General features: G+C 46.3%; 17 protein-coding genes and 1 pseudogene. All 18 read left to right on the top strand.

The features are described from left to right. The first annotated feature begins 54 nt into the window (after positions 1-54). The 18 genes and pseudogenes from AB4Z29_RS25950 (at position 55) to iolD (ending at position 25887) form a co-directional block, all read left to right on the top strand. On the top strand, positions 55-1629 hold the full coding sequence (locus AB4Z29_RS25950; RefSeq protein ID WP_441945871.1) for a hypothetical protein: 1575 nt from the start codon (positions 55-57) through the stop codon (positions 1627-1629). 1088 nt (positions 1630-2717) lie between these two features. After that, entirely contained in the window at positions 2718-7634 is a 4917-nt protein-coding gene (locus AB4Z29_RS25945) for an InlB B-repeat-containing protein (RefSeq protein ID WP_441945870.1), read from the top strand. Between the two features lie 208 nt (positions 7635-7842). After that, positions 7843-9582 carry a sensor histidine kinase gene (locus AB4Z29_RS25940; RefSeq protein WP_441945869.1) on the top strand — a complete coding sequence of 580 codons (1740 nt, stop codon included), beginning with the start codon at positions 7843-7845 and terminating at the stop codon, positions 9580-9582. Beyond that, positions 9579-10934 (top strand): response regulator transcription factor, encoded by a 1356-nt coding sequence (locus AB4Z29_RS25935; RefSeq protein WP_441945868.1) that lies wholly within the window; start codon positions 9579-9581, stop codon positions 10932-10934. Before AB4Z29_RS25940 ends, AB4Z29_RS25935 begins: the two co-directional genes overlap by 4 nt. 200 nt (positions 10935-11134) lie before the next feature. After that, positions 11135-12835: an extracellular solute-binding protein gene (locus AB4Z29_RS25930; RefSeq protein WP_441945867.1), complete on the top strand. Its 1701-nt coding sequence runs from the start codon at positions 11135-11137 to the stop codon at positions 12833-12835. Positions 12836-12900: 65 nt separating this feature from the next. After that, positions 12901-13791, top strand: coding sequence for an ABC transporter permease (locus tag AB4Z29_RS25925; RefSeq protein ID WP_441945866.1), 891 nt, complete (start codon positions 12901-12903; stop codon positions 13789-13791). Between the two features lie 18 nt (positions 13792-13809). Beyond that, positions 13810-14694, top strand: a complete 885-nt coding sequence (locus tag AB4Z29_RS25920; protein WP_441945915.1) for a carbohydrate ABC transporter permease — start codon at positions 13810-13812, stop codon at positions 14692-14694. 4 nt (positions 14695-14698) lie between these two features. After that, the gene (locus AB4Z29_RS25915; protein WP_441945865.1) at positions 14699-15706 is read left to right on the top strand and encodes a LacI family DNA-binding transcriptional regulator; all 1008 of its coding nucleotides are present in this window, start codon (positions 14699-14701) and stop codon (positions 15704-15706) included. A 480-nt stretch (positions 15707-16186) separates the two neighbouring features. Further along, on the top strand, positions 16187-16405 hold the full coding sequence (locus AB4Z29_RS25910) for a DNA-binding protein (protein ID WP_441945864.1): 219 nt from the start codon (positions 16187-16189) through the stop codon (positions 16403-16405). 79 nt (positions 16406-16484) lie between these two features. Then, entirely contained in the window at positions 16485-16907 is a 423-nt protein-coding gene (locus AB4Z29_RS25905; protein ID WP_441945863.1) for a DUF1801 domain-containing protein, read from the top strand. 12 nt (positions 16908-16919) lie between these two features. Further along, the gene (locus AB4Z29_RS25900) at positions 16920-17537 is read left to right on the top strand and encodes a TVP38/TMEM64 family protein (protein WP_441945862.1); all 618 of its coding nucleotides are present in this window, start codon (positions 16920-16922) and stop codon (positions 17535-17537) included. A 41-nt stretch (positions 17538-17578) separates the two neighbouring features. Continuing rightward, complete coding sequence (locus AB4Z29_RS25895; RefSeq protein WP_441945914.1) at positions 17579-18808, top strand: chromate transporter; 1230 nt, start codon at positions 17579-17581, stop codon at positions 18806-18808. Between the two features lie 66 nt (positions 18809-18874). After that, positions 18875-19318, top strand: a pseudogene (locus AB4Z29_RS25890) (acetate uptake transporter); the annotation flags it as partial. Between the two features lie 408 nt (positions 19319-19726). Further along, positions 19727-20407, top strand: coding sequence for a response regulator transcription factor (locus tag AB4Z29_RS25885; RefSeq protein WP_441945861.1), 681 nt, complete (start codon positions 19727-19729; stop codon positions 20405-20407). Then, positions 20404-22161 (top strand): sensor histidine kinase, encoded by a 1758-nt coding sequence (locus AB4Z29_RS25880; protein WP_441945860.1) that lies wholly within the window; start codon positions 20404-20406, stop codon positions 22159-22161. Before AB4Z29_RS25885 ends, AB4Z29_RS25880 begins: the two co-directional genes overlap by 4 nt. Beyond that, entirely contained in the window at positions 22154-22648 is a 495-nt protein-coding gene (locus AB4Z29_RS25875) for a hypothetical protein (RefSeq protein WP_441945859.1), read from the top strand. The genes AB4Z29_RS25880 and AB4Z29_RS25875 overlap by 8 nt, the downstream gene beginning before the upstream one ends. Before the next feature lie 88 nt (positions 22649-22736). Beyond that, positions 22737-23741, top strand: a complete 1005-nt coding sequence (locus tag AB4Z29_RS25870; RefSeq protein WP_441945858.1) for a LacI family DNA-binding transcriptional regulator — start codon at positions 22737-22739, stop codon at positions 23739-23741. 280 nt (positions 23742-24021) lie between these two features. Then, a complete protein-coding gene (gene iolD, locus AB4Z29_RS25865; protein WP_441945857.1) occupies positions 24022-25887 on the top strand; it encodes a 3D-(3,5/4)-trihydroxycyclohexane-1,2-dione acylhydrolase (decyclizing) in 1866 nt (621 codons plus the stop codon). Positions 25888-25902: the final 15 nt, after the last annotated feature.

Genomic DNA, 25902 nt, shown 5'->3' with positions numbered 1-25902 from the left:
CCGGTCGTGCCTTTCCTTTCTGTAAAACTAATGTGAAAATAGGAGGCGATTTTTATGGAAAAAAGAGATGCTTTAATCGGAAGAGTAGTGGTAGATACTGTCCCAATGCCGGATAATGTCAATTTGTTGATAGGTACTTACACATACTCCGGAAAAGTATTGGTTTCGTATAAGACAAAGGAGGATATTCATACTGCCGATTTTTATAATCTGGCTGTTCTCAATGATGATGGAACGGACTTCAGGGCGATCTTCTCTGGCGTCATTCCACAAAAACCTAAGGCTAACGGGATTCGGTATATGCCCTATCAGGATAATACACGCGTGCTGCTGGGAGATTATGTGCTCGAATGCGTGCCCGATATTGACACCTGCACAAGCGCAACGTTGGTTCCCGTCGCATACCCGTCGATTCTCGTGGAAGCTGCGCGCACAACCCATCACTGGTCGGAAGTCATCATCGCGCCTGACAATAAGCATATGAGTTGGACGATACTCCGCGCAGATCTTAGTGCTGCAGTAGCGATAGGCGTGCTGGAACGGAGAGCGGATCACTATACGATCGAAAACATACAGCTTATTAACAACATAAATGCCTTTGAGCATGACCCCGCCAATCCTGGCTTTATCATTCCAAGCCCCTTACGGGGAGGGGAAGTGAAGCAGTTTGTTCAGGGAGGAAATGCCATATCCGTCGTTGGGGGGAAAGATAACAGTACCACCGATACCATCGTGCAGGATTTGAGTTCCAACAATCTTACGCAAATTACCAATACCCCCGGATATGATGAAACCACTATCTTTTCTCCCGATGAACGATTGGGAATTGTTATGAGCACTAGGTTCTCGAAGCATACGGATCCGGCTATATTCGGACTTCTGCCTAGGCCCTACGGAATCTATACCTCGTTGGGGATGATTAGTTTTCAATATATGTATGCAGTAGATGGAGTACGTAAATTCAGGCCAGGGAATATCGGTCCGGTATTGATTGACGTTCAACGTTCCATGCACGAAGAAGGCTATCAAGGGATACAGCTGACAACGGATGAGCAAAATTGGGTTTATGTCTCGCCTATGTCCTGGCATCCGGACGGGAAACGGGTCATGTGGCCGGAAATGGTTAGAGGCAGCGACGGCTCGCAAATGCGGCTCCAGACAGCGATGCTGCCGGATTATAAGCCGGAACCTCCTGTACCATTTACATTAACTACTGATCATATCCCGTATGGTATAATGGACTTGACCGTCTTGGATTCCGTTAATCCGAATATCGAAGGGAAAATTGCGGGTAAACACTCCGGATACATGAACTATTTCCGGTATGTCTCCGGTTACTCGGGCAAGACGGAGGCGCAGTTTGTCAACTTTAGTGATGACGGCGAAAATTTCTATAATGGATATGAGAAGAACCATTATAACGCAACCGAAGGTTGCCGCTATGAAACTGACCTTCAATTGATCGGCTCCAAGCAAGGAGAAATGAATTTCAGGGCGACATTCTCGGCGCTTATAGGATCTGAGCCAGTCAGACTGTTATTTGATGCTGATGCAGATGGAAAGCCCAAAAGCTACGGATATGCTACCTATAACGGTATCACACTAAATATTGCGGATCTGTTGGAGTAGACGTGATATTTCTGAAGTGAGGCGGGGGTTGCAATCGATCGGATTGTGTTGAGTTGAAATCGTTCAAAGGATTTGTCTGATTAAGCTAAAGCTAAAATTGCCTGATATGATCAAGATCATTGATCTTGACCATATTAGGCTTTCTTCGTTTAGTCTTAAATGGTGTAGAAGTATAAAAGTAGTTAGACATATGAGAAAGGAAGCTTCCCTATATGCAACCAATTAAAGCGATATATAGACAATTTTTAAGCGAACCGATTTGGTTCAAAGTAATCATCCTATCCGCTTTGCTTCTATCGATTGTATTTAGCAGCTCATATTTTTCAGACCAAGGTTATTATCAAAGCCTTTCCAAATTAGCCGCGGCAATCTTCTTCGGTTCATACGGAATAAAGATGCGAAGAAATAAGAAAGTATCTGGCGCCTTTTTCATTGTAGCGGTTGTATGCATGTATTTAGCGTGGAGCAGCTTAAGAAGTTAAGGTTTTTAAGCGAATGGATGTAGAATTTTTTGTATAATGACGTTTTTTTATAAAATTAGATAACATATTTAATAGAGCAGGCACTGTATGAACTGCACCCCATTTGTTAGACACGACTAACAATGGGGTGTAGATCACAGTTGCCTGCTTTTTTATTACCTTCATATAGCTGAATAATCATCCACATTCGAAATCAATCTCTAACAGGTATGAGCCACGGGTTGAGTTAGGCATTCAGATGAAAAGAAGATAGATAATTTTCGTAAGCGAATTTATTTTCGCATAATAATCGTCTACACTCGCAACCGTTCTCTACCTTGGAATCATTTTAGCAGTGATATATTTAAGAAGGAAATATATTCACCACGGGTTGTATGTAAATGTCGGTGATGAAGTGGGAGCATCACGATAATGCGGAAGTAATCGAATAGCCTCTTTTGAATGCGGTTACAACTGGCTATTTTTACGAGAGTGGTGATGTACATGGCACAGTATTTAAGCAACAGTCTACATTTTCCGTGAAATAGTATGCTGTGAAACGACCTTTTCACAAGTTATTTTTATTTGATCATTATCATTTTATCAATAAGGGGATTGAACATTTCCATGAAACGAACAAATCAACTGAACCGAAAACGTTTCCTTAGTCTGCTTCTCACTCTGGTGCTGATGGCCTCGGTCTTTGCCATGCCGACGGCCCAGGCTGAATCTTTAACGGATGTTTCGGTAACAGCAGCAGCCTCCACAGCGAGCAGCGCTATCCCGGAACGCATCCGGGATGGCGCTATACTGCACGCCTTTGACTGGAATTTAAGTGTCATAGAAGAAAACCTACAGGCCATCGCTGACGCCGGTTACACGGCGATACAGACTTCGCCCATCATGGGCAGCGCCTCTGGAACCAACTGGTATTTTGCCTATCAGCCCACCAACATGCTCGCTGGCGGCAACGGCAATAGATACGGTAACAGGGACGCGTTTGTCAGCCTGACCACCGCTGCCGAAGCACTCGGCATCAAGGTCATCGTCGATGTGGTACCTAACCACATGGGCAGCACCGGCAACTCAGATGCCCCGTGGAATGACAACACACATTTCCACGAGGTGAGCGGCAGCGTAGGTTATAATGACCGTTTTCTTCTGACCCAGCCGAACATGATCAGCGGGCTGAGGGATCTGAACACGCACTCCAAGTTTGTTCAAGATTCCTACATCGCTTACTTAAAGGATATGATCGACGCTGGCGCGAGCGGCTTCCGCTATGACGCCATCAAGCACATCGAGTTGGACGACGACATGCCTTCCCCAGCGAGCATTGCCGCTGGCGCAACGAATGTGAGATATCCCGAAGGGGAGTTCAAAAGCGATTATGTGAAAAATGTGACTGGCGCCGCCAAGGCCTACTTGGAGGAGAAAGGCAAAGTAAACTTCCAGTACGGCGAGGTGCTGCAAGGGGGAGACCCCAAGAACGACAGGATGGCCGGCTATGCGAAGTATATCGACATGACTGCTTCCAAGTACGGGCATGATGTACGTGGCGTCCTCGAGGTAGGGGACATCGGTCGTCTCGACAAGTGGGAGGATTACGCGGCCGAGGGCCTGACGGCCGACCGGCTGGTACCTTGGGTGGAATCCCACGACACCTACAACAACGAAGGAGAGTCCCTGAGCTTCAGCCCGAAGCAGATCAGGCAGGGCTGGGCCATGATTGCCGCCCGCAAGGACGCTTCCCCTCTCTTCTTTGCCCGTAACGTCAACGCCGACGGCAGCCAGAGAACAAGCGTACTTACCGCAAACAACGTAGACAATAACCGGCCTCAGTGGAGCCATCCCGAAGTCGTGGCCGTCAACAAGTTCCACAACGCGATGACGGGACGGGACGAGAATCTGGTAAGCCTCGGTAACAATGCCGTTATGATCGAGCGCGGCACACTTGCGGACGGCGGCGGCGCGGTGCTGCTCAACACCAGCACAACCGACCGTGTTCTAGGCAGTGTGCCTGTGAATTTCTTAAAGGATGGCTACTATGCTAACGCACTGAATCCGACCAACATCTTTACCGTATCAAACGGCAGGATCAGTGGGACCATCCCCGGCAACCCTGCAAAAGCCAACAACACAGACACCGGAAGTAACCCCGGCCTTGTTGTTCTAATGGAGAAAGAGGACGCAGCCTCCGCCGTTCTGGCCGCTTTGCCGAGCGATGACGATGTGCTTGCCGGCAACAGCTTTACCGGCAATCAGCTCAAGCTTAGAATGTCCGCCGTCAATGTGACCAATGCCAGATACGCTATTAATAACGGCGATGCTGTGAGCTTTGCTCATAATGATATCATCACTGTGAAAGGCAACTACAACGAGCCGATTACCGTCACGTTGGTGGGACGGGCAGTCGAAGGAGATTGGATCACCAAAGCGTTTACCTACACAAGAGTCGAGCCTGTAGGAGCGGTCACTCCGCCGGTCGCAGAGCCAACACATGTCAATGTTTATTTGTCGATCAATCGTAATGCGAACTTCCAAGCCTGGGGTACCCACACCTTCGGAGTGAGGACCTACACGTACAACCCTGAGTTGTTCGGCGGATGGCCTGGCGGTACGATGACGAGATTGAAATATAATGGTGTCGACACGCACTGGTACAAGATTAGTATGCCTCGGGCTGCCGTAGGCGGGATTATATTCAATACCCAAAACAACTCGGGCACTGGACAACAAAGCGGGCAACCGGCAATTACCGCTTCAATGCTGAATAATGAGCAATTATATTTTTATGGTACTGGAGCTTCAGGCTATGCTATCAACACTGGCGCCAACTGGGACACGGCCTATGCCGCAGGCAACAATATCGGCTTCGCAGGCAGCAACGTATTCCCACCGGGGCGCAATGGCGTGATTTTCAACACGTCGGGCGGCAGCTCGGTCGTCAATCAATATGTTCGTGAAGGGGAAAAAGCAACTCGGCCGACAACCGACCCGACTCGCAGCGGTTATCTCTTCGATGGAAAATGGTATACCGATGCGGCTTTCACGCAGGAGTATAGTTTCAACGCTCCTGTGGTCAACACTCTCGGCGACGGTCATATTTACGCTATGACTCTCTACGCCGGATGGATCCAGCTGGAAGCCGACAAATTCCTGGTCCAGTTCAACTCTCAGGGCGGCAGTTCGGTCATGTCCATTCCTAACGTAGCTGCCGGCAGCAGCATCATAGCGCCACAACAGCCCGTCAGAAACGGTTATACTTTCGCGGGATGGTACAAGGATTCGGCTTACAATAATGCATGGAGCTTTGGCTCTGATACCGTGACGGCGGCGACAACACTCTTCGCCAAGTGGGAGGCTGTATCCTACACGATCACCTATAAGGACGGTGGAGGATCAGCCGTTATGCCGGGCAGCCAACAGGTCGCCTATTCCTTTGAAACGCCGACATTTAACCTGGCCGAGCCGAGCCTCAAGGAGGGATATAGCTTCAATGGCTGGTATACTGATTCGGAATTCCTGCCGAGCTCAAGGCTCACCAGCGTTGCTATCAACTCCGTCGGCCATTTGACCCTCTACGCCCGCTTTACGGCGAATACCTACAGTATTGCGCTGGATCCTCAGAGTGGGTCAGGCGGTATGGAAAGTGTATCGGTCACCTACGGCGGCAAACTTCCGCTCGGAATCACCCGACCAGAAAGGACTGACTATTCTTTCCAAGGATTCTACGCAAACACTGGCGGAAATGGCGAGCAGTATTACAACAGTGGCGGCGTCAGAGTATTTGAGGGCAACTGGTCGACCGCGTCCGTCAGCAACTTATACGCTCACTGGATTCTCAAAGCTGATCTGGACATTGCCAGCGTGAAAGCGGCAGTGGCAGCCCTCGAGGTGGGTTACGCTGCAGGTAACGATGCAGCTAATGTCACACAAAACGTGACACTTCCAACAACAGGATTAAATGATGTCACCGTTTCATGGTCAAGTGACAATGCGGAGATCATTCGTACAAATGGTGCAGTTGTTCGTCCATTAGCAGATGCGGAAGACGCCACTGTTACCTTGACTGCAACATTAACGAAAGGTGAAGTAACGGATACGAAATCCTTTACGGTAATCGTCAGGTCGATGGAAATCGAGGCTACACCTGTTGAAACGATCCTTGTTAGCGGTAATGATGCGATCACAACAAAAGGTGGTACACTTCAACTAACAGCAGAGGTGCTGCCGGAAGATGCAACGAACAAAGCAGTCACCTGGTCTGCCCAGAATGGAACAGGAAGCGCAACGATCAATGAGTCGGGTCTGTTAACTGCTGTAAGTGACGGCACCGTAACGGTGACGGCGACGGCAGCCGACGGTTCGGGCATCGTGGGAACGAGGTCGATTGCGATTAGCGGCCAGACAACAAGCAACCCAGAGCCAACGAATCCTCCTAGCAACCCAGGACCATCGACTCCAGCGCCAACAGGTGTCATTAAGGTTGGAGACAAAGCGATTGTGGAGCTTGGCAGCGGCATCACATCGAAGTCCATTCCTGTACAGGATATCGGTGGACTATCCCTGCAAGTAAAAGCAACGAATGCAGTTCTAACGGTTCAAGCGGTTGCGCTGAAGCAATGGCTGACTTCGGCGGGGAATCCGTCCGGGGCTAGTATTGAAGTAACCGTTGCGCCAGTTACAACGGGTGATAGCGCGAATGCTCCAGCTGAAGGTGGTCAAGCGCGTGTGGAGGTTGCGGGCGTGGTTTACGACATCACAGTTAAGCTGAAGCACAACAACCAAGTCATCGACATCAGCTATGTAGGTGGCGGAGTTGAAATTTCCTTGCCGTATAACAATGAGGCTGATGAAGACCTTCTAGGCATTTATTATTACAATGAAGCAAGCGAAGAGTGGGAATATGTAGGAGGCAGCGTAGATGCTGCCAAGAATACAGTGACGGTTACTCTTGAGCATCTGAGCCAATATGCGGTGCTGGAATACTCGAAGTCATTCACCGATGTTCCTTCGAACCACTGGGCTGCTCGGACGCTGGAGATGTTAGCAGCGAAGCATATCATTAACGGCACAAGCGATACACTCTTCACACCAAACGGACATACAACTCGCGCTGAATTCACATCCTTGCTGGTGCGAGCTTTAGGCTTGACGGATGCTGCAAGCTCAGTTCCGTTCAATGATGTTCAAGCGGGCCAATGGTATGCGAAGGAAGTTGCCATTGCTTATGAAGCGGGGCTTGTCACGGGAGTATCGGAGACCAAATTCGATGCAAACGCGAAGATCACCCGTGAACAAATGGCGGTACTTCTCGTTCGCGCCTATGAGTACAAGAACAGCGCAATTGCAGCGACTATTCAAGAAACAGCCGGTCTCAAGGATGGCTCAAGCATCTCTTCATGGGCAGTAGAAGGAGTGAATAAAGCTATCGCTGCAGGACTTCTGCAAGGCAAAGGAAACGGGATTTTCGATCCTGCTTCCAACGCCAACCGCGCCGAAGCCGCGCAAGCCATCTTGAACTTGTTCAATAAGCTATAAGATGGAATAGAACGATGAAGAGCTTATTGATCCGCTTAGGCGAGTGGATAGGCTCTTCTGAAGCAACAAATGTGATTTCCAAGCTTTTGAATACCTAGCAGTTGTAACAATAATCCCATTACCGTAAGGTGGATGGGGTTATTGTTTTTCTATTATTAAATTTGAATCATACGTGATAAACTTTCAAGAGATTGGGGGGGGAGACATCATGAAGCTAAACTTCATACTAGAACGCTATAGACAACTTACTTTTAAAAACAGAATTATTACGATATTCACGCTCATTATTCTGGTTCCGTTTATTTGTCTGGGACTCGCATCGCTATTTACGATTAACTCCATACTTGTCAATAAAGTCGAAGGTTCCATTCAAAGCAATTTAAGACAAGACGTACTGACGATGGAAAATACATTAAATAACTTAAATCATGTTTTGCAACAAATCACTTTTGGTGGTGGAACTAACAAGCTGCTTGAGCAGCTGCAGTATGAAACCGAACCATTTGAGCGTATAAGAATTCGGAACGAGCTGAAGAGTGAGCTGAATGTGATCACCTTTTCGAATCCTAATATAGGTTTAACTATGTATTACTTCAAGAACACCAATGAGTATGATTTTGAAAATTTCCCGGTCAGAGATCCCTTTAATCCGGATGAACTGCCCGTTATGGCGATATATCCTGAGATTACTTATTTCGGCCCGCACAAAAGCAATAACAGGTCGATTAATCAGTTAGTATTTAGTACAATGCGAAAGGTCAATTGGCAGGATCAGGATGTTTATTTGTATATAGAAACGGGGTTTAATGCCACCGCCAAATTATTTAATTCCGACAATCCGTCCAATAAGTCACGACGGCTGCTCATTCTTGATAATGAAGGAAAAATTACGTTCAGCCAAGACCAAGAGCAATTCCCTTTAAACAGTATGTTTCCGACGGTAAATTCTGAGATCGTGTCAGGATCATATGGACATTATATTTGGCATAAAGAAACGAGCAATCAAGGCTGGAGCATCGTTTCCATATTGCCTAAAGAGGTATTGAATCAGGAAAAAAACCAATGGTATTTCCAAATAACCGTTTATTTCTTAATATTTGAGCTTGCGGCAGTCATTCTCGCTTTATTATTGTCAAGAATGGTATATAAACCGCTTGAGAAATTCAATATGGAAATTAAAACACTGGTGCAATCGAGCTCCAAGGAAAATACGGATTTAACCAATATACCTGAATTTGATTTTTTGCTGTTAAAGATCCGAGCCATGAAAAAAAAGATATGGGAATTATACGAAGAAATTGAACAGAAAGAAAAGAGGAGAGCGAACTTAGAGGTTGAAACGCTATTGTATCAGATTAATCCTCATTTCCTAATGAATACGCTAGACACTGTACATTGGCTTGCGATGATCAATGGACAGGAGGAGATCGACAAGCTGGCGCTTTCCTTGAATAAGCTTCTGCAATACAATCTGGGCAAATCGGGTGAGGCTACTACGATTGGCGGGGAAATAGATGCGCTAAAAGAATATTTGCAGCTTCAAAAAATCAGGTACGATTTTCAATTCGATGTGGATATCGATGTCGATGACGATGCGATGATGCTGCAGATTCCACGGTTTATTCTCCAGCCTTTAGTAGAGAATGCCCTTTATCACGGAGTAAGCGATGATGGATATATTCATGTGGATATCAGGTTAAACGATGAGCTTGAAATTACGATTGAGGATAACGGAGCCGGGATGCTGCCAGAAAAAATCGAGCAATTACTGAATGATGATTCCATGGACAGTCAGAAAGTAGGGATGGGCATCGGAATGAAATATGTCAAACGAATACTGGAAGCCAATTACGGAGAGCAAGCAACGTTTCATATTAAAAGCGTAATCGGTAAAGGGACTGTCGTTTCGTTGAGCTTGCCAGTCTTTAGAGGAGAACTAAAACGATGATAAAGGTTTTAATTGTAGATGATGAGAAAATCGTTCGCAAGGGATTAGTCAGCTTTATGCCCTGGCAGGACTTTGGGATGGTTGTGGTAGGGGAGGCCAACAATGGCGAGAACGCCCTGCAGTTTCTGGAAACGAACAAGGTAGACTTATTGCTAACAGATCTGTCCATGCCGGTCATGACCGGTATTGAGTTGATGAAGGAAGTTAGAAGGATACATCCGAATATCCAAATTGTCGTACTGACCCTGCATCAGGATTTCGAATATGTGCAGGAGGCGCTTCGGCTAGGAGCAATTGATTATATCGCTAAGACACAACTAGAGAAGGAACAATTTAAAGATGTACTGGGTAGAATTTCTTCGTTGTTCGATACCAAAAAATCCACGGGATACGACAGTCATCGGGATGATCTCGATCAAGTCGATGAACTATACGTTATCTACATCTTGAATCAACAAGGCGACGACTCGTCAATGGATATAACGTTGCCCAAAGGCGCTATAGAATTGGATGTGGGAGTATGGGGGATGACTTATTTGCCACCGGAATCGTTAACCTCATGTTCGGATAATGCCATAATCTTCTTTCGTGATTTGAAGGAGCTGGATCGGAAATCAATCGTGCAGCTTACTCGCGTCTACCGAAGGAACGAATTTTTTTATGAGTATCATCCCATGCAGTCCATTCCGATTGTTCATAATGGTTCAATTTCAACTTTGGGAGAGAATGCCGATAACGACTTAAATAAGCTGAAGCGGAAGTGGCTTTCACCGGATTGGATTTACGAGGATCAAGCTTTTGAAAAAATGCTTCAGGAGCTAATAGCAATAAAGCTTCCGCCAATTCGATTAACAAGACTATTCTTTTCCTTGTCAGATGAATGGAACAGATTGTATGAGCAAATATTGATGGATCCCATTGGAATGGATGATTCATTTGCATATTTTGCTCAATTTGAAAGCTGGTTACGCAACGTAAGGAATGCCATCCATCAGGCTAATAGTAAGCCCCAATACTCCAAGGAAATTCAGAATAGCATTGCAAAAGCTGCAAATATGGCTCAGTTAATGATGAATCAATCTCTATCGGCAGGAGAGATGGCGCAGATTGTCAATATGAGCAGCAGCTATTTCAGCCAGTGCTTCAAACAAATCGTAGGCAAAACCTATACGGATTATTTGCGGGATATTCGTCTGGAAAGAGCCAAGCATTATTTGACAAACACGACTAAAACCATACAGTGGATTGCCGAACAGGTAGGCTATAACGATGAAAAGTATTTTAGCCGCTTATTTAGAGAGCATATAGGCATTCTGCCAAGTGACTATAGACAGACTAACAAACAGGTATGATAAGGGCTATTTGCATAGGATTGCAGTCTAGGTAGAAATTCGTCCGAAAACAGGGTAGACAGTTTTCGGGCGTCTTTTTATTTTCATCGTATATTCAACCTATTCCCCTTGTATCCTCTAACACGCACCACACCTGCGAGGGATTATAATCAAGTAGTAGCAGAGAACAATCATTTAAATATGCAGTAGGGGGAAAGAAAATGAAAAAGAATTTCAAAACCTTGGCGGTCGGGCTTGTTGTTACGCTAAGTTTGAGTGCATGTGCTAGCAATACGCCAAATGATAATTCAAGCAACCAATCAAGCAACCAACCAAGCAACCAAGCAAGCAACAACGCAGAGACAGACGTGGCAGTTAACCCATTGGAGAAATTTCCAGAACCGATTGAAGTGGCAATAGGCAGGGGAATTGATCCGACTTACAAGTACGAAGGCGAAGATACAGCAGAAAACAACCTATATACGCGTTGGCTGAAGGATTCGTATAACATTGTAATCAAACACGAGTGGGAAGCAGCAACTGCCGATTATGCCCAAAAGATAAGCTTAGCCATTGGAAGCAATGATTTGCCTGATGCCATGCTGGTTAACGAAACACAGCTAAGACAAATGGTTAAAGCCGACCAGCTGGCGGATTTGACAGAAGTATACAATAAATTCGGGGCAGATCGACTGAAGCAAATCTATCAATCCAATGCAGGATTGCTCGAAGGCGTTACCTTTGACGGCAAATTGTATGCCCTGCCTGAAACAACATTGCCTTCGGCACCGATGACATGGATTCGTAAGGATTGGCTTGATAAGTTAGGCTTGGAAGCTCCTAAGACGTTAGAGGATCTTGAGAAAATCGCTAAGGCTTTTATTGATAACAAAATGGGTGGAGACAAAACGTTAGGCATAGTGGGCACCCAGCAAGGTGGATCTCTTTATTCTACCTTCCTTTCCTCTGGCGATCATTTCATGAACTTCTCACCGGTGTTCTTCTCTAATAATGCATATCCGGGTATCTGGGTTAAAGATAAGGACGGGAATGCCGTATACGGCTCTACGACTGCTGAGACGAAGGAATCTTTGGTCAAGCTGCGGGATTGGTACGCGAGCGGCATTCTAGATAAAGAGATTGGTTTGAGAAAAAGCACGCAAGAGGTAATAACCAGCGGTCAAGCAGGTATTTTCTTCGGTCCATGGTGGACACCGTACAATCTAACGGATTCAATGAAAAACGATCCGAAGGCCAACTGGAGACCATACACCGCGCCAGTGGATGAGTCGGGCAAATTTAACTCTAACCAAACTACCGGAAGTTCGTACATCGTTGTGAAGAAAAGCTACAAGCATCCAGAGGCTGTTGTGAAAATGCTCAATATTCATGTATCGGAAAAAGAAGAGAGCTATAAAACAGCGGTAGGCAAAGAATTGACATCTCAGGAGATTCCTTTGTTCCTCATCATGGGTCATGGCGATCAATTGGAGTATGCTGTGAAATCCACGCAAAAGGTTCTTACAGGAGAAATGAAGCTGGAAGAAGTGGATAAGCTCAATTACGGGTTTGCTTATGAGCTTGCTTCCCATGTTCAGAATGTGAAAACAGAGCCTTTTGACAACTATGACATTCAATATTGGGATCAACAAAAAGATCCGGACTTCTTCACTCATCTTTACTCGCATTTGAATGGCGGTTCAACATTTGTGGATGCGGACATCAATTATGTGAAGAGTCTTGCAACGGCACAGACCAAAACCATGCAAACAAAATGGACCAATTTAAAGAAAATTGAAGACGAAACCTTCTTGAAAATTATTATGGGCAGTGCCCCGATTGAAGAGTTCGATGCTTTTGTTGAAAAGTGGAATGATCAAGGTGGAGACCAAATCACTAAAGAAGTGAATGAGTTGAAATAAAGTAGAATGATCAAGGCGGGTGGATCGTTCACTCGCCTTGATTATCCTTTTAAGGAGATAGAGAGATGCTTAACCGAGGTATTTATAAACACTACTATTTGATGCTCCTGCCCGGATTGCTGTGGCTATTCTTTTTCAATTTACTTCCCATGTACGGGGTATTGATGGCATTCAAGGATTTCAACCCAGGCTTAGGCATATTTAAGTCCGAATGGATCGGCTTGGAAAACTTTAAGTATATGTTCGAGCTGGATGATAGTAAACAAGTGTTCCAAAATACAATATTCATAGCCTTGTTGAAAATGATTGGCAACTTGATCTTTCCTTTAATATTTGCGCTCATGTTAAATGAAGTAAAAAACAGGCTGTTTACCAGATCCGTTCAAACCATTGTGTATTTGCCGCATTTTTTGTCATGGGTTATTGTGGCAGGAATTATGCTGGATATCCTATCTTACTCAGGTCCCATTAACCAGATTCTTTCTTTATTTGGCGCAGAGCCAACCTTGTTTTTCGCTAATGCTAATATGTTTCCTTGGCTTGTTGTTTTTAGTGATGTTTGGAAGGAATTTGGTTTCGCAGCTATTATTTATTTTGCCGCACTAACATCCATTAACCCTGAAATGTACGAAGCAGCAGCAATAGACGGAGCTTCCCAGTTTAAAAGGTTGACGAGTATCACGCTCCCTAGCATTTTGCCGGTTGCGGTTTTACTTGGCACATTAAGCTTAGGAAATATTCTGAATGCTGGATTCGATCAAATATTCAATCTATACAATCCATCGGTATATTCAACAGGCGATATTATTGATACCTGGGTTTATCGAGCGGGCTTGCTTGATATGCAATATGGTCTTGCGACTGCCGTTGGTCTTCTGAAGTCAATTGTTGGTCTCGTTCTCATTTCAATATCTTATGGGCTTGCCTATCGATTTGCGAATTACAGAATTTTTTAACGGAAAGATGTGATGATGATGGTAGAAGAACGTTCGGTTCTATCCAGATTATTTAATGGCTTCAATATATTCTTGCTCATCATAATCACGCTGCTTTGCATACTGCCTGTTTGGTATACGCTTGTCGTTTCCTTGAGCGACAGAGCAGCAGTAGCGGCCGGCGAAGTATTTATTTGGCCGCAAGGCTTAACTTTTGGTTCCTATGAAACGATCATTGATGATGGTCAATTTTTCAAATCATTTTTCATATCCGTGCAGCGGGTGTTGTACGGTGCCGTTATTACTTTTTTCATCGTGCTATTGATGGCCTACCCGCTATCCAAAACGTCTAAAGAGTTCAAGCCGAGAAATATAATTATGTGGCTCCTCATTTTTTGTATGCTGTTCGGTGGCGGCTTGGTTCCATGGTACATGACTATGAAATCTCTTGGCTTAATCAATACGATCTGGGGACTCGTTCTGGGTGGAGGGCTGCCTGTTTTTAATGTCATATTGGTTATGAATTTTTTTAGAAACCTGCCGAAGGAAATGGAAGAGTCCGCATTAATCGATGGTGCAGGTCCATGGCGAATTCTTTTTGGTATCTTTTTGCCGCTTTCGACTCCGGTCTTGGCAACGATTCTCGTGTTTACAATCGTAGGGCATTGGAATGAGTTTTTCCAAGCACTCGTGCTCATGACCAAAAATGAGAACTATCCTTTGCAATCTTATATACGCCAAGTCACTCTTGTCATTGACCCATCCAAAGTAGATGCAGAATCGGCAAAAAGACTGACAAGCTTATCCAATCAGACGTTAAATGCCGCTAAAATTTTCATTTCTATGCTTCCGCTTTTAATTATTTATCCGTTTTTCCAAAAATATTTTGTCAAAGGAATAACGCTTGGTTCTGTTAAAGGTTGACATTATGGCAATGACAATCAAATCGATTGCAGAGCTCGCCGGCACATCAATAGCAACCGTGTCGAGAGTCATTTCCAATGATTCAAGAATAAGCGATAAAACACGTTTAAAGGTAATGAAGATCATAGATCAATACGGTTATCAACCCAATTTATTTGCAAAGGGCTTAGCATCAAAGATTAGTTATAACATTGGTGTCCTGCTACCTAATCCAGCTGCAAATTTGCATTTCTATTCTATTAAAGCTGTACGAGGAATCATAGCGCGAGCGCAACATTTCGGATATAATGTATTGCTTTTGACAGGGAATAGTGAACAAGATGTACTACAATCCATAGCATCTCGATACAAAGGAAGAAGCATGGATGGCCTAATCCTTCTATATTCTAGCGTTAGTGATCATGTTATAGCTTATTTGAATTTGAATGGGATCCCCTTTGTTCTTATTGGGAGTAATATGGAGTACGCAAATATCCATGCTGTCGATTACGATCAATTTCAGGCAGCATGGGATGCTACACATTTCCTGATTCAGCTGAACCATCACAATATTGCCATTCTTCATGTTCCAGATCACGTCGCTATCCAGTCAGATCGCATGAAAGGGTACCAAATGGCTCTACAAAGTTCGCGTATTGAACCGAATCCAGACTGGTGTACCGCAGTCGAGAAGGATGAGGAAGATATTATTGTTTGGACATGGATGAATTCGCCTGAAAGACCTACCGCAATCCTTGTTCAAGATGATGTCACAGCATTAAAGGTGGTACGTGCTTTGACAAGATTAAAGTTGAAGGTGCCTGATGATGTGAGCATTGTTAGTTTTAGTCAGGATAATACGGGAGAGCTAGTACCTCCAGCTTTAACAGCTGTTCATACGGATTCTTATTCTCTTGGCTGCGAAGCTGCTTCCATGCTGCTTCAATTACTGAAGGGAACAATGATCGAATCAAAGCGGATGATTTTACCGCATGGCATTAAGGTAAGAGAATCAACAAAGAAAATAGACTAAATAGCCTGTGCTTTAGCAATATGGTCTATTGCTGTTATTCTCGATCGCGTGCTGGCTTATCTTAAACAAGACGTGAAAACGAGCAGCTCGGTGCTAGCTAAATTCCGCGATCAGGCTTCCATATCCGAATATGCTTCACTATCTACTGAGCCTAGTAGAGTTTCTAAATGAATAGAGCAGACGGATAAGAATAGAGTTAAACAGATAAAGAGCAGGAAACGTCCGGTGGGGCGGTTCCTGCTCTTTTTCTTCATATGCGATATGTTTAGAAAATTTAAAATTTAACGTGAGCAGCTCTTACTTTGTGTAACAAAAAGGTATAATGATAGCTGGAGACGTATTTGAATTAAACGGACGTTGATAAATGGACAAAACTTCTGATATTACAATTTTATTATTTACGGACAATGTCCTACAGATTTAATGACAAAGCAATTAGAGAATGAACCTACTGAATTATATAATAAAAGGAGCATGAATATGGACAATAGCAGCCAAACGAACCTAGAAAGCGATTTTCCTAAAATAGGCCAGCCGGCGACTCGTGCGCTCTCACATGCGGGCTTATACAAGCTCGAACAACTGACCAAAGTGACGGAAGCAGACCTATTGAAGCTGCATGGACTGGGACCGAAGGCCATAAGGATTTTGAACGAGGTTCTCAAAGAGAAAGGGCTATCCTTCGCAAAAAAAGGATAACATGACATCCATAATCCAAATGATGAGCGCTTGTATACACGAAACGATAAGACGATACCAGAAGGGAGATTTATAATGAATGTATGAACCAAAAACAAAAGAAACCGACAATAGCGTAATCGAATTTCTTGATCTCATTGAGAATTCGAAGAAGCGCGAGGACGCCTATAAGCTGTTAGATATATTTACGGAAACGACGGGGTATCCAGCTAAAATGTGGGGTCCCAGCATTATTGGTTTTGGTACCTATCACTACCGATATGACACCGGTCACGAAGGGGATGCGCCGCTGGCGGGATTCTCGCCAAGAAAAGCAAAAATAAGCTTATATTTTGCAACCGGCGACACCGAAAGAGCTGCATTGCTGCAAAAGCTGGGAAAACATACTTCGGGAAAAGCATGCGTCTATGTCAATAAAGTAGCAGACATTGATGTTGATGTTCTGAAAGAATTGATCCTTCAATCGGTCGTCTTTCTGAAAGAGACTTATCCGACATCATGAAGGTGAGGACGAATGCTTAAAATAGGAATTGCTGTTCTTCTCTATGCGTCATTGATAGCAGTTCTTCTTGCTAATCAGGAGCTCCTATTTACATGGTTGGCACAGGGTGGGATAGAGCGTCTTCCTTGGATGATCGGAGCGGCTATTGTTACGGCAGCGATTCCGTTTTTCCCATTTGGACTTTTAGCGGCCATAATAGGCGCTCAATATGGCCCAATTTGGGGAAGCTTGATCAATGTGACCTGTTCTACAATAGCTGCGGCTCTTACGTTTTGGGCGGTACGCAGGCTTCTGCAAAATTGGGGACGTTCATTTATCGCGAAATCAAAAAGAATGGACCGATTCATGCTTTTCTTCGAGCGGAATGCGTTCATGGCCGTATTTATAGCGCGATTAATTCCTTTTGTGCCAGCCCAAGCAGTCAATGTGGCTTCGGCCATCAGCCAGATGCCTATTGGAAGCTTTGTTCTGGCTACTTTAATCGGAAAAATACCGGTCATGTTTGTATTTGCGTTCATGGGTGATCAGATATTTTCAAGTCTTTCCAATGTTTTAATCACAGGTTGTATCTATTTGCTCTTCTTATTAATGGTTTATGTTTGTTTTCGTTGGCGGAAGCACGCTTCGTGAATTCGTCTTATTTGGCAGAAACGAAGGGGAGAATTATGGACATGGACGGCGGTTATGCAACTGCACCGAAGGAAACGGAATCTAAAGGAAAGCTAAGGATGTTGCTGGAAATAGGCGCTGTTGCGACGAAGCTAGGGTTAACTTCTTTTGGAGGGCCAGTTGCTCACCTTCTCTATTTTCATGACGAATACATAAAGAAGAGAAAATGGATGGATGAACGCACCTATGCGGATCTCGTCGCTCTTTGTCAGTTTTTACCTGGTCCTTCGAGCAGCCAAGTAGGGATGGGGATTGGTATCCTGAGGGCAGGAATACTTGGAGGCGTGATTGCTTGGCTCGGTTTCACGCTTCCTTCCGTTATTGCGCTCGTCGTATTTGCGCTTTTGTTGAAAGGTTTTGATATTGGAAATGCAGGCTGGATACATGGTTTGAAGATCGTAGCCGTTGCGATCGTAGCCCAAGGTGTGTTTAGTATGGGTAAGAATTTAACACCTGATCGCAATAGAGCAAGCATTGCTATTATGACTATGATCATCACCCTTCTTTTACCAACAGCCTTAAGTCAGGTTATCCTCATTTTACTTGCTGCTTTGGCGGGTACGCTGCTTTATCGAAAGAAAGAAGCTCCAGCTGCTTCAGCATTAGTTGTTCCCGTGAGCCGCAGGGCAGCGATAGTTTGCTTATTCCTATTTGTTGGCTTATTATTCGGCCTTCCATTACTAACCCAATTCACCAACAACCCTTGGCTCGCCATAGCTGATAGTTTCTACAGGTCAGGTTCTCTTGTGTTTGGCGGAGGACATGTCGTGCTTCCACTTCTAGAAAGGGAGGTTGTACCCGTTGGATGGATCAGCCAGCAGGACTTTTTAGCTGGATACGGAGCGACGCAAGCCGTACCAGGCCCTTTGTTTACATTTGCCGGATATTTGGGGGCTATGATAAAAGGGGGGTGGGGAGCTGTTCTAGCTACCCTTGCTATTTTTCTGCCGTCTTTTCTTCTCATCGTCGGTGCTCTGCCATTCTGGAATCGCCTGCGTAAAAGTCCTGCTATGCAAGGAGCGCTCGTAGGGGTAAATGCAGCGGTCGTAGGTATTCTTCTTGCCGCCTTATACAATCCGATTTGGACTTCAGCAGTCCTGACGGTTGGAGATTTTGTGCTTGCTGCTCTTTTATTCGGCATGCTTCACTTTTGGAAATGGCCAGCTTGGGTAATCGTTATAATAGGGGTACTTGGCGGAATGATTATCCCTTATATGAATATCGGTATGTAATCGAAATAGAGAAGGCTACCAAGCATTTGCGCATGTTAGCTGCTATGTCCAAATTCATTTAATTACTTCGCTTGCATTCAAGATTCCAAACGCAACAATACTTTCGGCACGACCGCTTTCGGAGCGTATGCCTTCTTCTGGCTGGCAGTTGCCTGCAGCTGGATGGTTAAGCTTGGTGTGTTTGGCCCGATCCTGCAGGGTGATGCGGACAGCAAGCAGCTTGGTTTTGCTTTTCTGGGCTATTTGATTTTCACCCTCTTCATGACGCTTGGCGCTATGGAAACGAATAAAGTATTGTTTATTATATTTGTTCTCATCGATTTTCTGTTTCTTGGCTTAACCTTTGACGCATTTGGCGTCGCGCCGGACGTATTCCATACGATGGCTGCTTACGCCGAGCTCGGAATCGCAATCGTATCTTTTTACGGCAGCGGCGCTTCCGTACTCAATGTTCATTTCGGACGAACTTTTTTACCGGTAGGCGTGCCATTTGGCATTTTCAAGAAATAGGATATTGCATAGGCATCGGACTTTCACTGAGAAAAGGTAATTCCATGTTCATCTTAGATGACAGCGGGATTGCCTTTTCATTTTGCATAGGTGTAAGTATGAAGGAGTTTTTTGCTTTCGCCTAACCAAGAGCTGCAAATTGGACGAATGGGCTCGAAACTGGTATGTTTGCCTGAGAAGCTTTTGTTTCATGAATAGTATTGCCCCAATAGCTGATGTCGAATCTAATTCGATGTCAGCTTTGTGCATTCGGAGCCAACATTCATTTGAAATACACATGACGTACACAGGACATCACTATACTAAGGCTTAAGGAAGCGGCCAACAATGACCGACAACCTTCCTTTAGTCGTGGACGTCATTAGATCATAGACAAATCTGACGTCTGGATACGGAGGAATAACACGGATGAATCGAAGGATATTGCTCGTCGAGGATGACATGCTGCTGCGTGAATTAATAACGGACTATTTCGCAAAGGAGCAATGGGAGGTGCATGAGGCCGAAAACGGGAGGCTTGCGCTTGAGCTTTTTGAGCAGCATGCGTTTGACTTGATCGTTCTCGATATTATGATGCCGGAAATGGATGGATGGTCGGTATGCAGGCGCATTCGGAAGAAATCAGATATCCCGATCATTATGATTACGGCAAGGGCTGAGGATGACGACCAAATGATGGGGTTCGAGCTCGGTGCCGACGAATATGTGACTAAGCCGTTAAGCCCCCGGGTTCTCGTTGCCCGGGCCAACGCCTTGATGAAAAGAAAGGAAGGGACGGTCGGGCGAGAAGGGGCCGTGCTTGCCTATGGAGAGTTAGCGGTCAATCGCCAGTCATACGCGGTGACGGTTGCGGGAAGCGTAATTAATCTGTCACCGAAAGAATATGAATTGCTGCTCTTTCTGATGAAGCATTACGGCAAGGTGCTGACCCGTGATTTTATTCTGAACGGGGTATGGGGCTACGATTATTTGGGCGATTTGCGTACGGTGGATACCCATATTAAAAAATTAAGAGCCAAGCTTGGTTATGAGGGCCGATTGATAAGTACCGTTATCCGCGCAGGATATAAGTTCGAGATGGAAGCATGAGAAGGCGCGGTGTTGCCTTTAAGCTGTTCGTCGTCACGTCCCTTCTCATCATCGTCGTATTCAGCTTGCTCGTGCTTACAGCAGGCTTGTTCTTTGAGCATTTCTATCGGTCATCCAAAATTCATGTGTTAGAACGCAATATGAAGCAATTCGCTTCGCAGCTTGGGCCAGAGGGAAGCGGAAGCAAACAGGTTTCCAAGCTGCTCGGCGCATTCATGAACGATAACGACGCAAGCACCTCCATCTTGAATAGCCGATTGGAAAGAATAGCGATAGAGCCTTACTTCTTCCAGCTCCAAGCCGGAAACAAAACCGTTACGGTTCGAATTCCTACGGCTGGAACGACAACGGAGGATCTCCCTCAGCATTTGCATATCGGGTATAGGGTTGTAGTCGATGGCATCTTTATGGATGAGAAGGATTCGGTCCTTCATCCGTTGGATATCGAGCCAGACGGCCAATTGCCCGAAGAAGGGCTTGTGAGAGTGGAAGGAGTCATAACGGATCTCCTGCTTCCGGTGGACAGATCGAATAATCCTTTCTACCAGGACAGCCTGATCGAGGGTGCGCTCAGTGACTGGATAACGAAGGACGAGAAGCTGGAAATGCGTGTGAGGGAGGGATATTCCCTGCAGACGGAGTGGATCGATAAATGGAGCGGTGTCGAATACGCGGTTCTTATTCAAGCGCTGCCCGGAGATGGCAATGAGGATCGGTATTTGTTCGCGATGACCTCGCTGCAGCCTGTCGGTGAAGCAGTCGGCATTCTTAAGCGGTATGTGGTCTATATGGTGCCTATTATCGTCTTACTGGCAGTCATTCTCTCATCGATCTATTCCAGAATCGTGTCCCGCCCTTTGATTGCGCTCAGCCGGACTGCGGAACGGCTTGCCGAGCTGGACTTTACGGAGGCGAAGGAAATAAGCTCTAAGGATGAATTTGGGGATTTGTCGCGCTACATGATGGCATTGTCGCGTAATCTGGATGCGACCTTGACCGAGCTGACGCAAGCGAATCATCAAATGCAAGAGGATATTGCGGAAAAGCAGCGTTTGGAGCAGCTTCGCAAAGAGCTGGTCGCGAATATCTCCCATGAGCTGAAAACCCCGCTGGCAATCGTGAAAGGTTTCGCGGAGGGTTTGCAGGATGGGGTTGCGAACGAGAAGAGAGAGCGTTATCTCTCGCTAATCGTGAAAGAAACGGATCGAATGAATGCGTTAATACTGGATATGCTGGAGCTCTCCAAATTCGAGGTCAGAGCCGTTCGGCTTCAGCTCGAAAGCTTTTCCATACACGAGCTTGCCCTAAAGGTGCTGGATTCGTTCACGCAACAGCTTCAGGCTAAGCAGCTGCGAGTGCGGCTGGATCCAGCAGGCAAGGAAGATTGGCTAGTCATGGCGGATCCAAGGCGTATCGAACAGGTACTTCTCAATTTACTCAGCAACGCGATCCGCCATGCTGATGAGAACAGTGTCATAACGATTGCGATTCGCCATTCTTTGAACGGAACAGTAACGACGGCAATCGAGAACATCGGCCCGCCAATCGGCGAGGAGGATCTAAGCCGGATCTGGGACCAATTCTATCGGGCGGAACGCTCACGCGACCGCAAATTCGGAGGGACAGGGCTCGGCCTTGCGATCGTCAAACATATTCTGGAGCTTCATGGCAGCAAGTTCGGTGCAGCCAATACGGAGCATGGCGTCTTCTTTTCTTTTACCTTATATGAAAACGGAGGATATTCTCATGAATAAAATAAAGTTAATCTCTCTCTTTGCAACTATGCTTGTGCTGCTTCTTGCCAGCGCTTGCGGTGTGAAATCAAATGATGGTACTACCAATAACGCGAACGTGCAGCCGGCCGATTCCGTGAAGGACACGAATGCTGTCAATGCTGGCGGATCAGCCCAAAACGAAGATGACATACTCATTATTGTAGACCAGACACCTAAGCCAATCGAAGGAAACAGCTTTGATTTCGTCGTGAAAAAGCTGCCCGAAGGCTATGCTTTAGCAGAAATGCAATGGAAATCCGACAAGACCAATATTAAAAATACGGTCCAGGAAGCTATTGCGCATGGCGGTAATGGCGAGGATGGCTTTTACATTAGCGGCAATGGGCAATTCTCAGGTTTCTTCTATCCCGACTCCATGAAAGGAGAGGAAGGCAAGGTAACTTTCGTATTCCGCAATGAGCAGGGCAAGGAACGGACGTGGCAGAAGTCGATCACGTTGAAATAATCGAAGTTTATGGTTACTTTCTTGCAAATTCCGCATGCGGTATTCATAATGGGGGAAAACCTATACAACCGCAAAATGGGGAACTTACATGAAAATGACGATTTACGATGTGGCTAGAGAGGCGGGCGTATCCATTGCCGCGGTATCGCAAGTCATTAACGGGAAAGGCAAAATCAGCGAGCTGCGCAGACAGGAGATTATGCAGGTCATGGAACGGCTTAATTATCAGCCGAGTGTCATTGCATCGGCATTAACGGGGAAAAAGACATTTACGCTGGGTCTTCTCGTGCCGGACATTTCCAATCCGTTTTTTGCTGAAATCGCGCGTGCCGTTGAGGATCAAAGCCATCATCTGGGCTATAGCCTGTTTATATGCAGCACGGACAATAAGAAGGAGCGGGCGGAGCGGTATTTATCGTTGATGCAGCAGAAGCGCGTAGACGGCATGATTATCGGAACGGGCATTGCTAATAAGAGCACACTGGCGAGCTTGATGAAGGGCAGAGTGCCCGTTGTCGTGATTGCCCGCGAAGCGAAGCTTGCGGCCAAAACCGTGATCATTGATGATTACTGCGGAGGAGGCCTTGCTGCGAGCCATCTGCTGGAGCAGAACCACGTACAGGTTGGCTTATTGTCGGAGAATGAAGAGGTCAGCAGCAGCAGGGAACGGATTAGAGGTTTTGTATCCACATGGAACGAGGCCGGATTGAACATTGGTTCGGACATGATTCGGATTTGCGGTGATGAATTGGTACAGGACGGCAAATCGCAAGCGGGAGAGCTGCTGCGCGGACCGAATCCGCCAACGGCACTGTTTTGCTGCAATGACCTCCTCGCGATCGGTGCACTCAAAGCGGCAAAGGAGCTTGGCTTGCGGATACCGGAGGACGTATCGATCATCGGTTTTGATAACACGATCTTGGCAGAGCTGACGGATCCTCCTCTTACGACGGTTGCCCAGCCTACCAAGCAGATGGGGCAGCTGGCAGTCGATTCGCTGATAGAAATGCTGGAGACGGGTGAAAAGAATGACGAGCGGATTGTGCTTCAGCCTGAGCTAGTTATTCGCCAATCTACGGGTATTAAACGCTAGAATATGAGGTTTGGTTTATGAGGATCGGACAGTGGGGAGGCTCCCACTGTCCGGTCCTTTTTATAAATATAAGATTTTATATGTTTTACGCAAAAAGCATTCTTCTAATGCTACGAGAAACGGATAACTTCCTTTTGCAAAGGAAGGCGACAGCCGTTTACGTTTGATGCCCATCAAATAAAAAGATTGCCGGAGTTGTCATTTTGGTGTATATTAAGGTCAATTAAGCGCTTAACCTTGTTAAGTTAAGCGCTATACCTGTTATTGGAGGCTGCTATATATGAAAAAAATCCGGTTGACGATGGCCCAAGCATTGCTGCGTTTTCTAGATAACCAATATGTATCCGTAGATGGAACGGAATCGAAATTCGTAAAGGGCATTATGGGGATTTTCGGTCATGGCAACGTGACAGGGATTGGTGAAGCGATTGAGCGCAGCCCAGGAGAATTAAGCTTCATTCAGGGAAAAAACGAGCAAGGCATGGTTCATGCTGCAACCGCTTTCGCGAAACAAAAAAACAGGCTTCAAATTTACGCATGCACCTCCTCGATCGGCCCAGGGGCATTGAACATGGTGACGGCTGCTGCCACAGCGACCGTCAACCGTATCCCGGTACTGCTGCTGCCTGGCGATAATTTCGCATCCAGACAGCCTGATCCCGTGCTTCAGCAGCTGGAAGTCCAATCGGACTACACGATTTCCGCGGTCGACGCTTTCAAGCCCGTAAGTAAATATTGGGATCGCATCGTGCGTCCGGAGCAGCTGATGCAAGCAGCTATCCAAGCGATGCGCGTATTGACGGACCCGGCGGAGACCGGGGCAGTGACATTGGCATTGCCGCAGGACGTTCAGGCGGAGGCGTTCGATTATCCGGAATCCTTTTTCGATAAAAAGGTTCATTATCTGGATCGTCGCCAGCCTGCGCCGGAAGCGCTGCAGCGGGCGACCCGATTGATCGCGAAGAAGCAAAGGCCGCTTATTATTGCAGGCGGAGGCGTGCTGTACTCGGGTGCCATGAAGGAGCTGGCAGCATTCGCCGAAGCGTTCGGCATTCCGGTAGCGGAGACGCAGGCGGGAAAAAGCTCGCTGCCATGGAATCATCCGCTGAATGCGGGAGCTGTCGGCGTTACGGGCACGCTTGCTGCCAATCGCCTTGCAGCCGAAGCGGACCTCATTATTGGTGTCGGCACGCGGTATTCCGATTTCACGACCTCCTCCAAATCCGCATTCCGCAGCGAAGAGGTTCAATTCGTCAATTTGAATGTCAGCGCCTTTGACTCCCATAAGCTGGGCGGCGTATCGCTCACCTGTGATGCGCAAGTCGGATTGAAAGGCCTTCGACTTGCGTTGGCTGAGCTGGATTATCATGCAAGCTATGAATCCTCCGAGGTTGCAGCGCTCAAGCAGCAATGGGATACGGAGGTTGACCGGCTGTATGCAGCAGAGCACGAAGACGGTCTTGCTCAGACGAGAGCCCTTGGCGTAATCAACGAAAGCTTAGGCGATACCGACATTATCGTCTGCGCGGCGGGCAGCCTGCCAGGCGACCTTCACCGCGTATGGCGTTCGGTTATGCCGAAAACCTACCATATGGAATACGGTTTTTCCTGCATGGGCTATGAGGTTAGCGGAGCGTTCGGCGCGGCGCTGGCTGAGCCGGATAAAGACGTCTATGCCATTCTAGGCGACGGCAGCTATCTGATGCTTCACTCCGAGCTTGTCACGAGCATTCAGGAGGGACGCAAAATTACGGTGCTGCTGCTCGACAACCACGGCTACCAATGCATTCACAATCTGCAGAGAGGCCATGGCAGCGACGGCTTCGGCAATGAGTTCCGTTACCGTACGGGACAATCCGGCGGCTTAACGGGAAGCTATATGCCGATCGATTTCTCGGCGCATGCGCGCAGCATGGGGGCTGCGGCCTATAAAGCAACGACGGCGGAAGAACTGAAAGACGCCTTAGCGCAAGCAAAGAACGAGCAAGGGACGACATTGATTGAAATTTCGGTCGTGCCGGGTACGAACACCGGAGGCTACGAATCATGGTGGAACGTTGGCGTGCCTGAAGTATCCGTTAGCGATAAAGTGACACAGGCCCATAAGGAAATGAAAGAGACGATCGATTCGGTAAAACTCATCTAAACGGGAGCAAAAGGA

Origin of the sequence: Paenibacillus sp. 2TAB23 (assembly GCF_052115165.1) — a bacterium.
In the GTDB taxonomy this organism is placed as follows: Bacteria; Bacillota; Bacilli; order Paenibacillales; family Paenibacillaceae; genus Pristimantibacillus.
Note: the sequence above shows the minus strand (reverse complement) of the source record. Positions and strands in the feature narration are given on the sequence as shown.

Coding starts and splice junctions, on each gene's coding strand:
- AB4Z29_RS25950 (WP_441945871.1), top strand. CDS start 55: ATGGAAAAAAGAGATGCTTTAATCGGAAGAGTAGTGGTAGATACTGTC.
- AB4Z29_RS25945 (WP_441945870.1), top strand. CDS start 2,718: ATGAAACGAACAAATCAACTGAACCGAAAACGTTTCCTTAGTCTGCTT.
- AB4Z29_RS25940 (WP_441945869.1), top strand. CDS start 7,843: ATGAAGCTAAACTTCATACTAGAACGCTATAGACAACTTACTTTTAAA.
- AB4Z29_RS25935 (WP_441945868.1), top strand. CDS start 9,579: ATGATAAAGGTTTTAATTGTAGATGATGAGAAAATCGTTCGCAAGGGA.
- AB4Z29_RS25930 (WP_441945867.1), top strand. CDS start 11,135: ATGAAAAAGAATTTCAAAACCTTGGCGGTCGGGCTTGTTGTTACGCTA.
- AB4Z29_RS25925 (WP_441945866.1), top strand. CDS start 12,901: ATGCTTAACCGAGGTATTTATAAACACTACTATTTGATGCTCCTGCCC.
- AB4Z29_RS25920 (WP_441945915.1), top strand. CDS start 13,810: ATGGTAGAAGAACGTTCGGTTCTATCCAGATTATTTAATGGCTTCAAT.
- AB4Z29_RS25915 (WP_441945865.1), top strand. CDS start 14,699: ATGGCAATGACAATCAAATCGATTGCAGAGCTCGCCGGCACATCAATA.
- AB4Z29_RS25910 (WP_441945864.1), top strand. CDS start 16,187: ATGGACAATAGCAGCCAAACGAACCTAGAAAGCGATTTTCCTAAAATA.
- AB4Z29_RS25905 (WP_441945863.1), top strand. CDS start 16,485: ATGTATGAACCAAAAACAAAAGAAACCGACAATAGCGTAATCGAATTT.
- AB4Z29_RS25900 (WP_441945862.1), top strand. CDS start 16,920: ATGCTTAAAATAGGAATTGCTGTTCTTCTCTATGCGTCATTGATAGCA.
- AB4Z29_RS25895 (WP_441945914.1), top strand. CDS start 17,579: ATGGACGGCGGTTATGCAACTGCACCGAAGGAAACGGAATCTAAAGGA.
- AB4Z29_RS25885 (WP_441945861.1), top strand. CDS start 19,727: ATGAATCGAAGGATATTGCTCGTCGAGGATGACATGCTGCTGCGTGAA.
- AB4Z29_RS25880 (WP_441945860.1), top strand. CDS start 20,404: ATGAGAAGGCGCGGTGTTGCCTTTAAGCTGTTCGTCGTCACGTCCCTT.
- AB4Z29_RS25875 (WP_441945859.1), top strand. CDS start 22,154: ATGAATAAAATAAAGTTAATCTCTCTCTTTGCAACTATGCTTGTGCTG.
- AB4Z29_RS25870 (WP_441945858.1), top strand. CDS start 22,737: ATGAAAATGACGATTTACGATGTGGCTAGAGAGGCGGGCGTATCCATT.
- iolD (WP_441945857.1), top strand. CDS start 24,022: ATGAAAAAAATCCGGTTGACGATGGCCCAAGCATTGCTGCGTTTTCTA.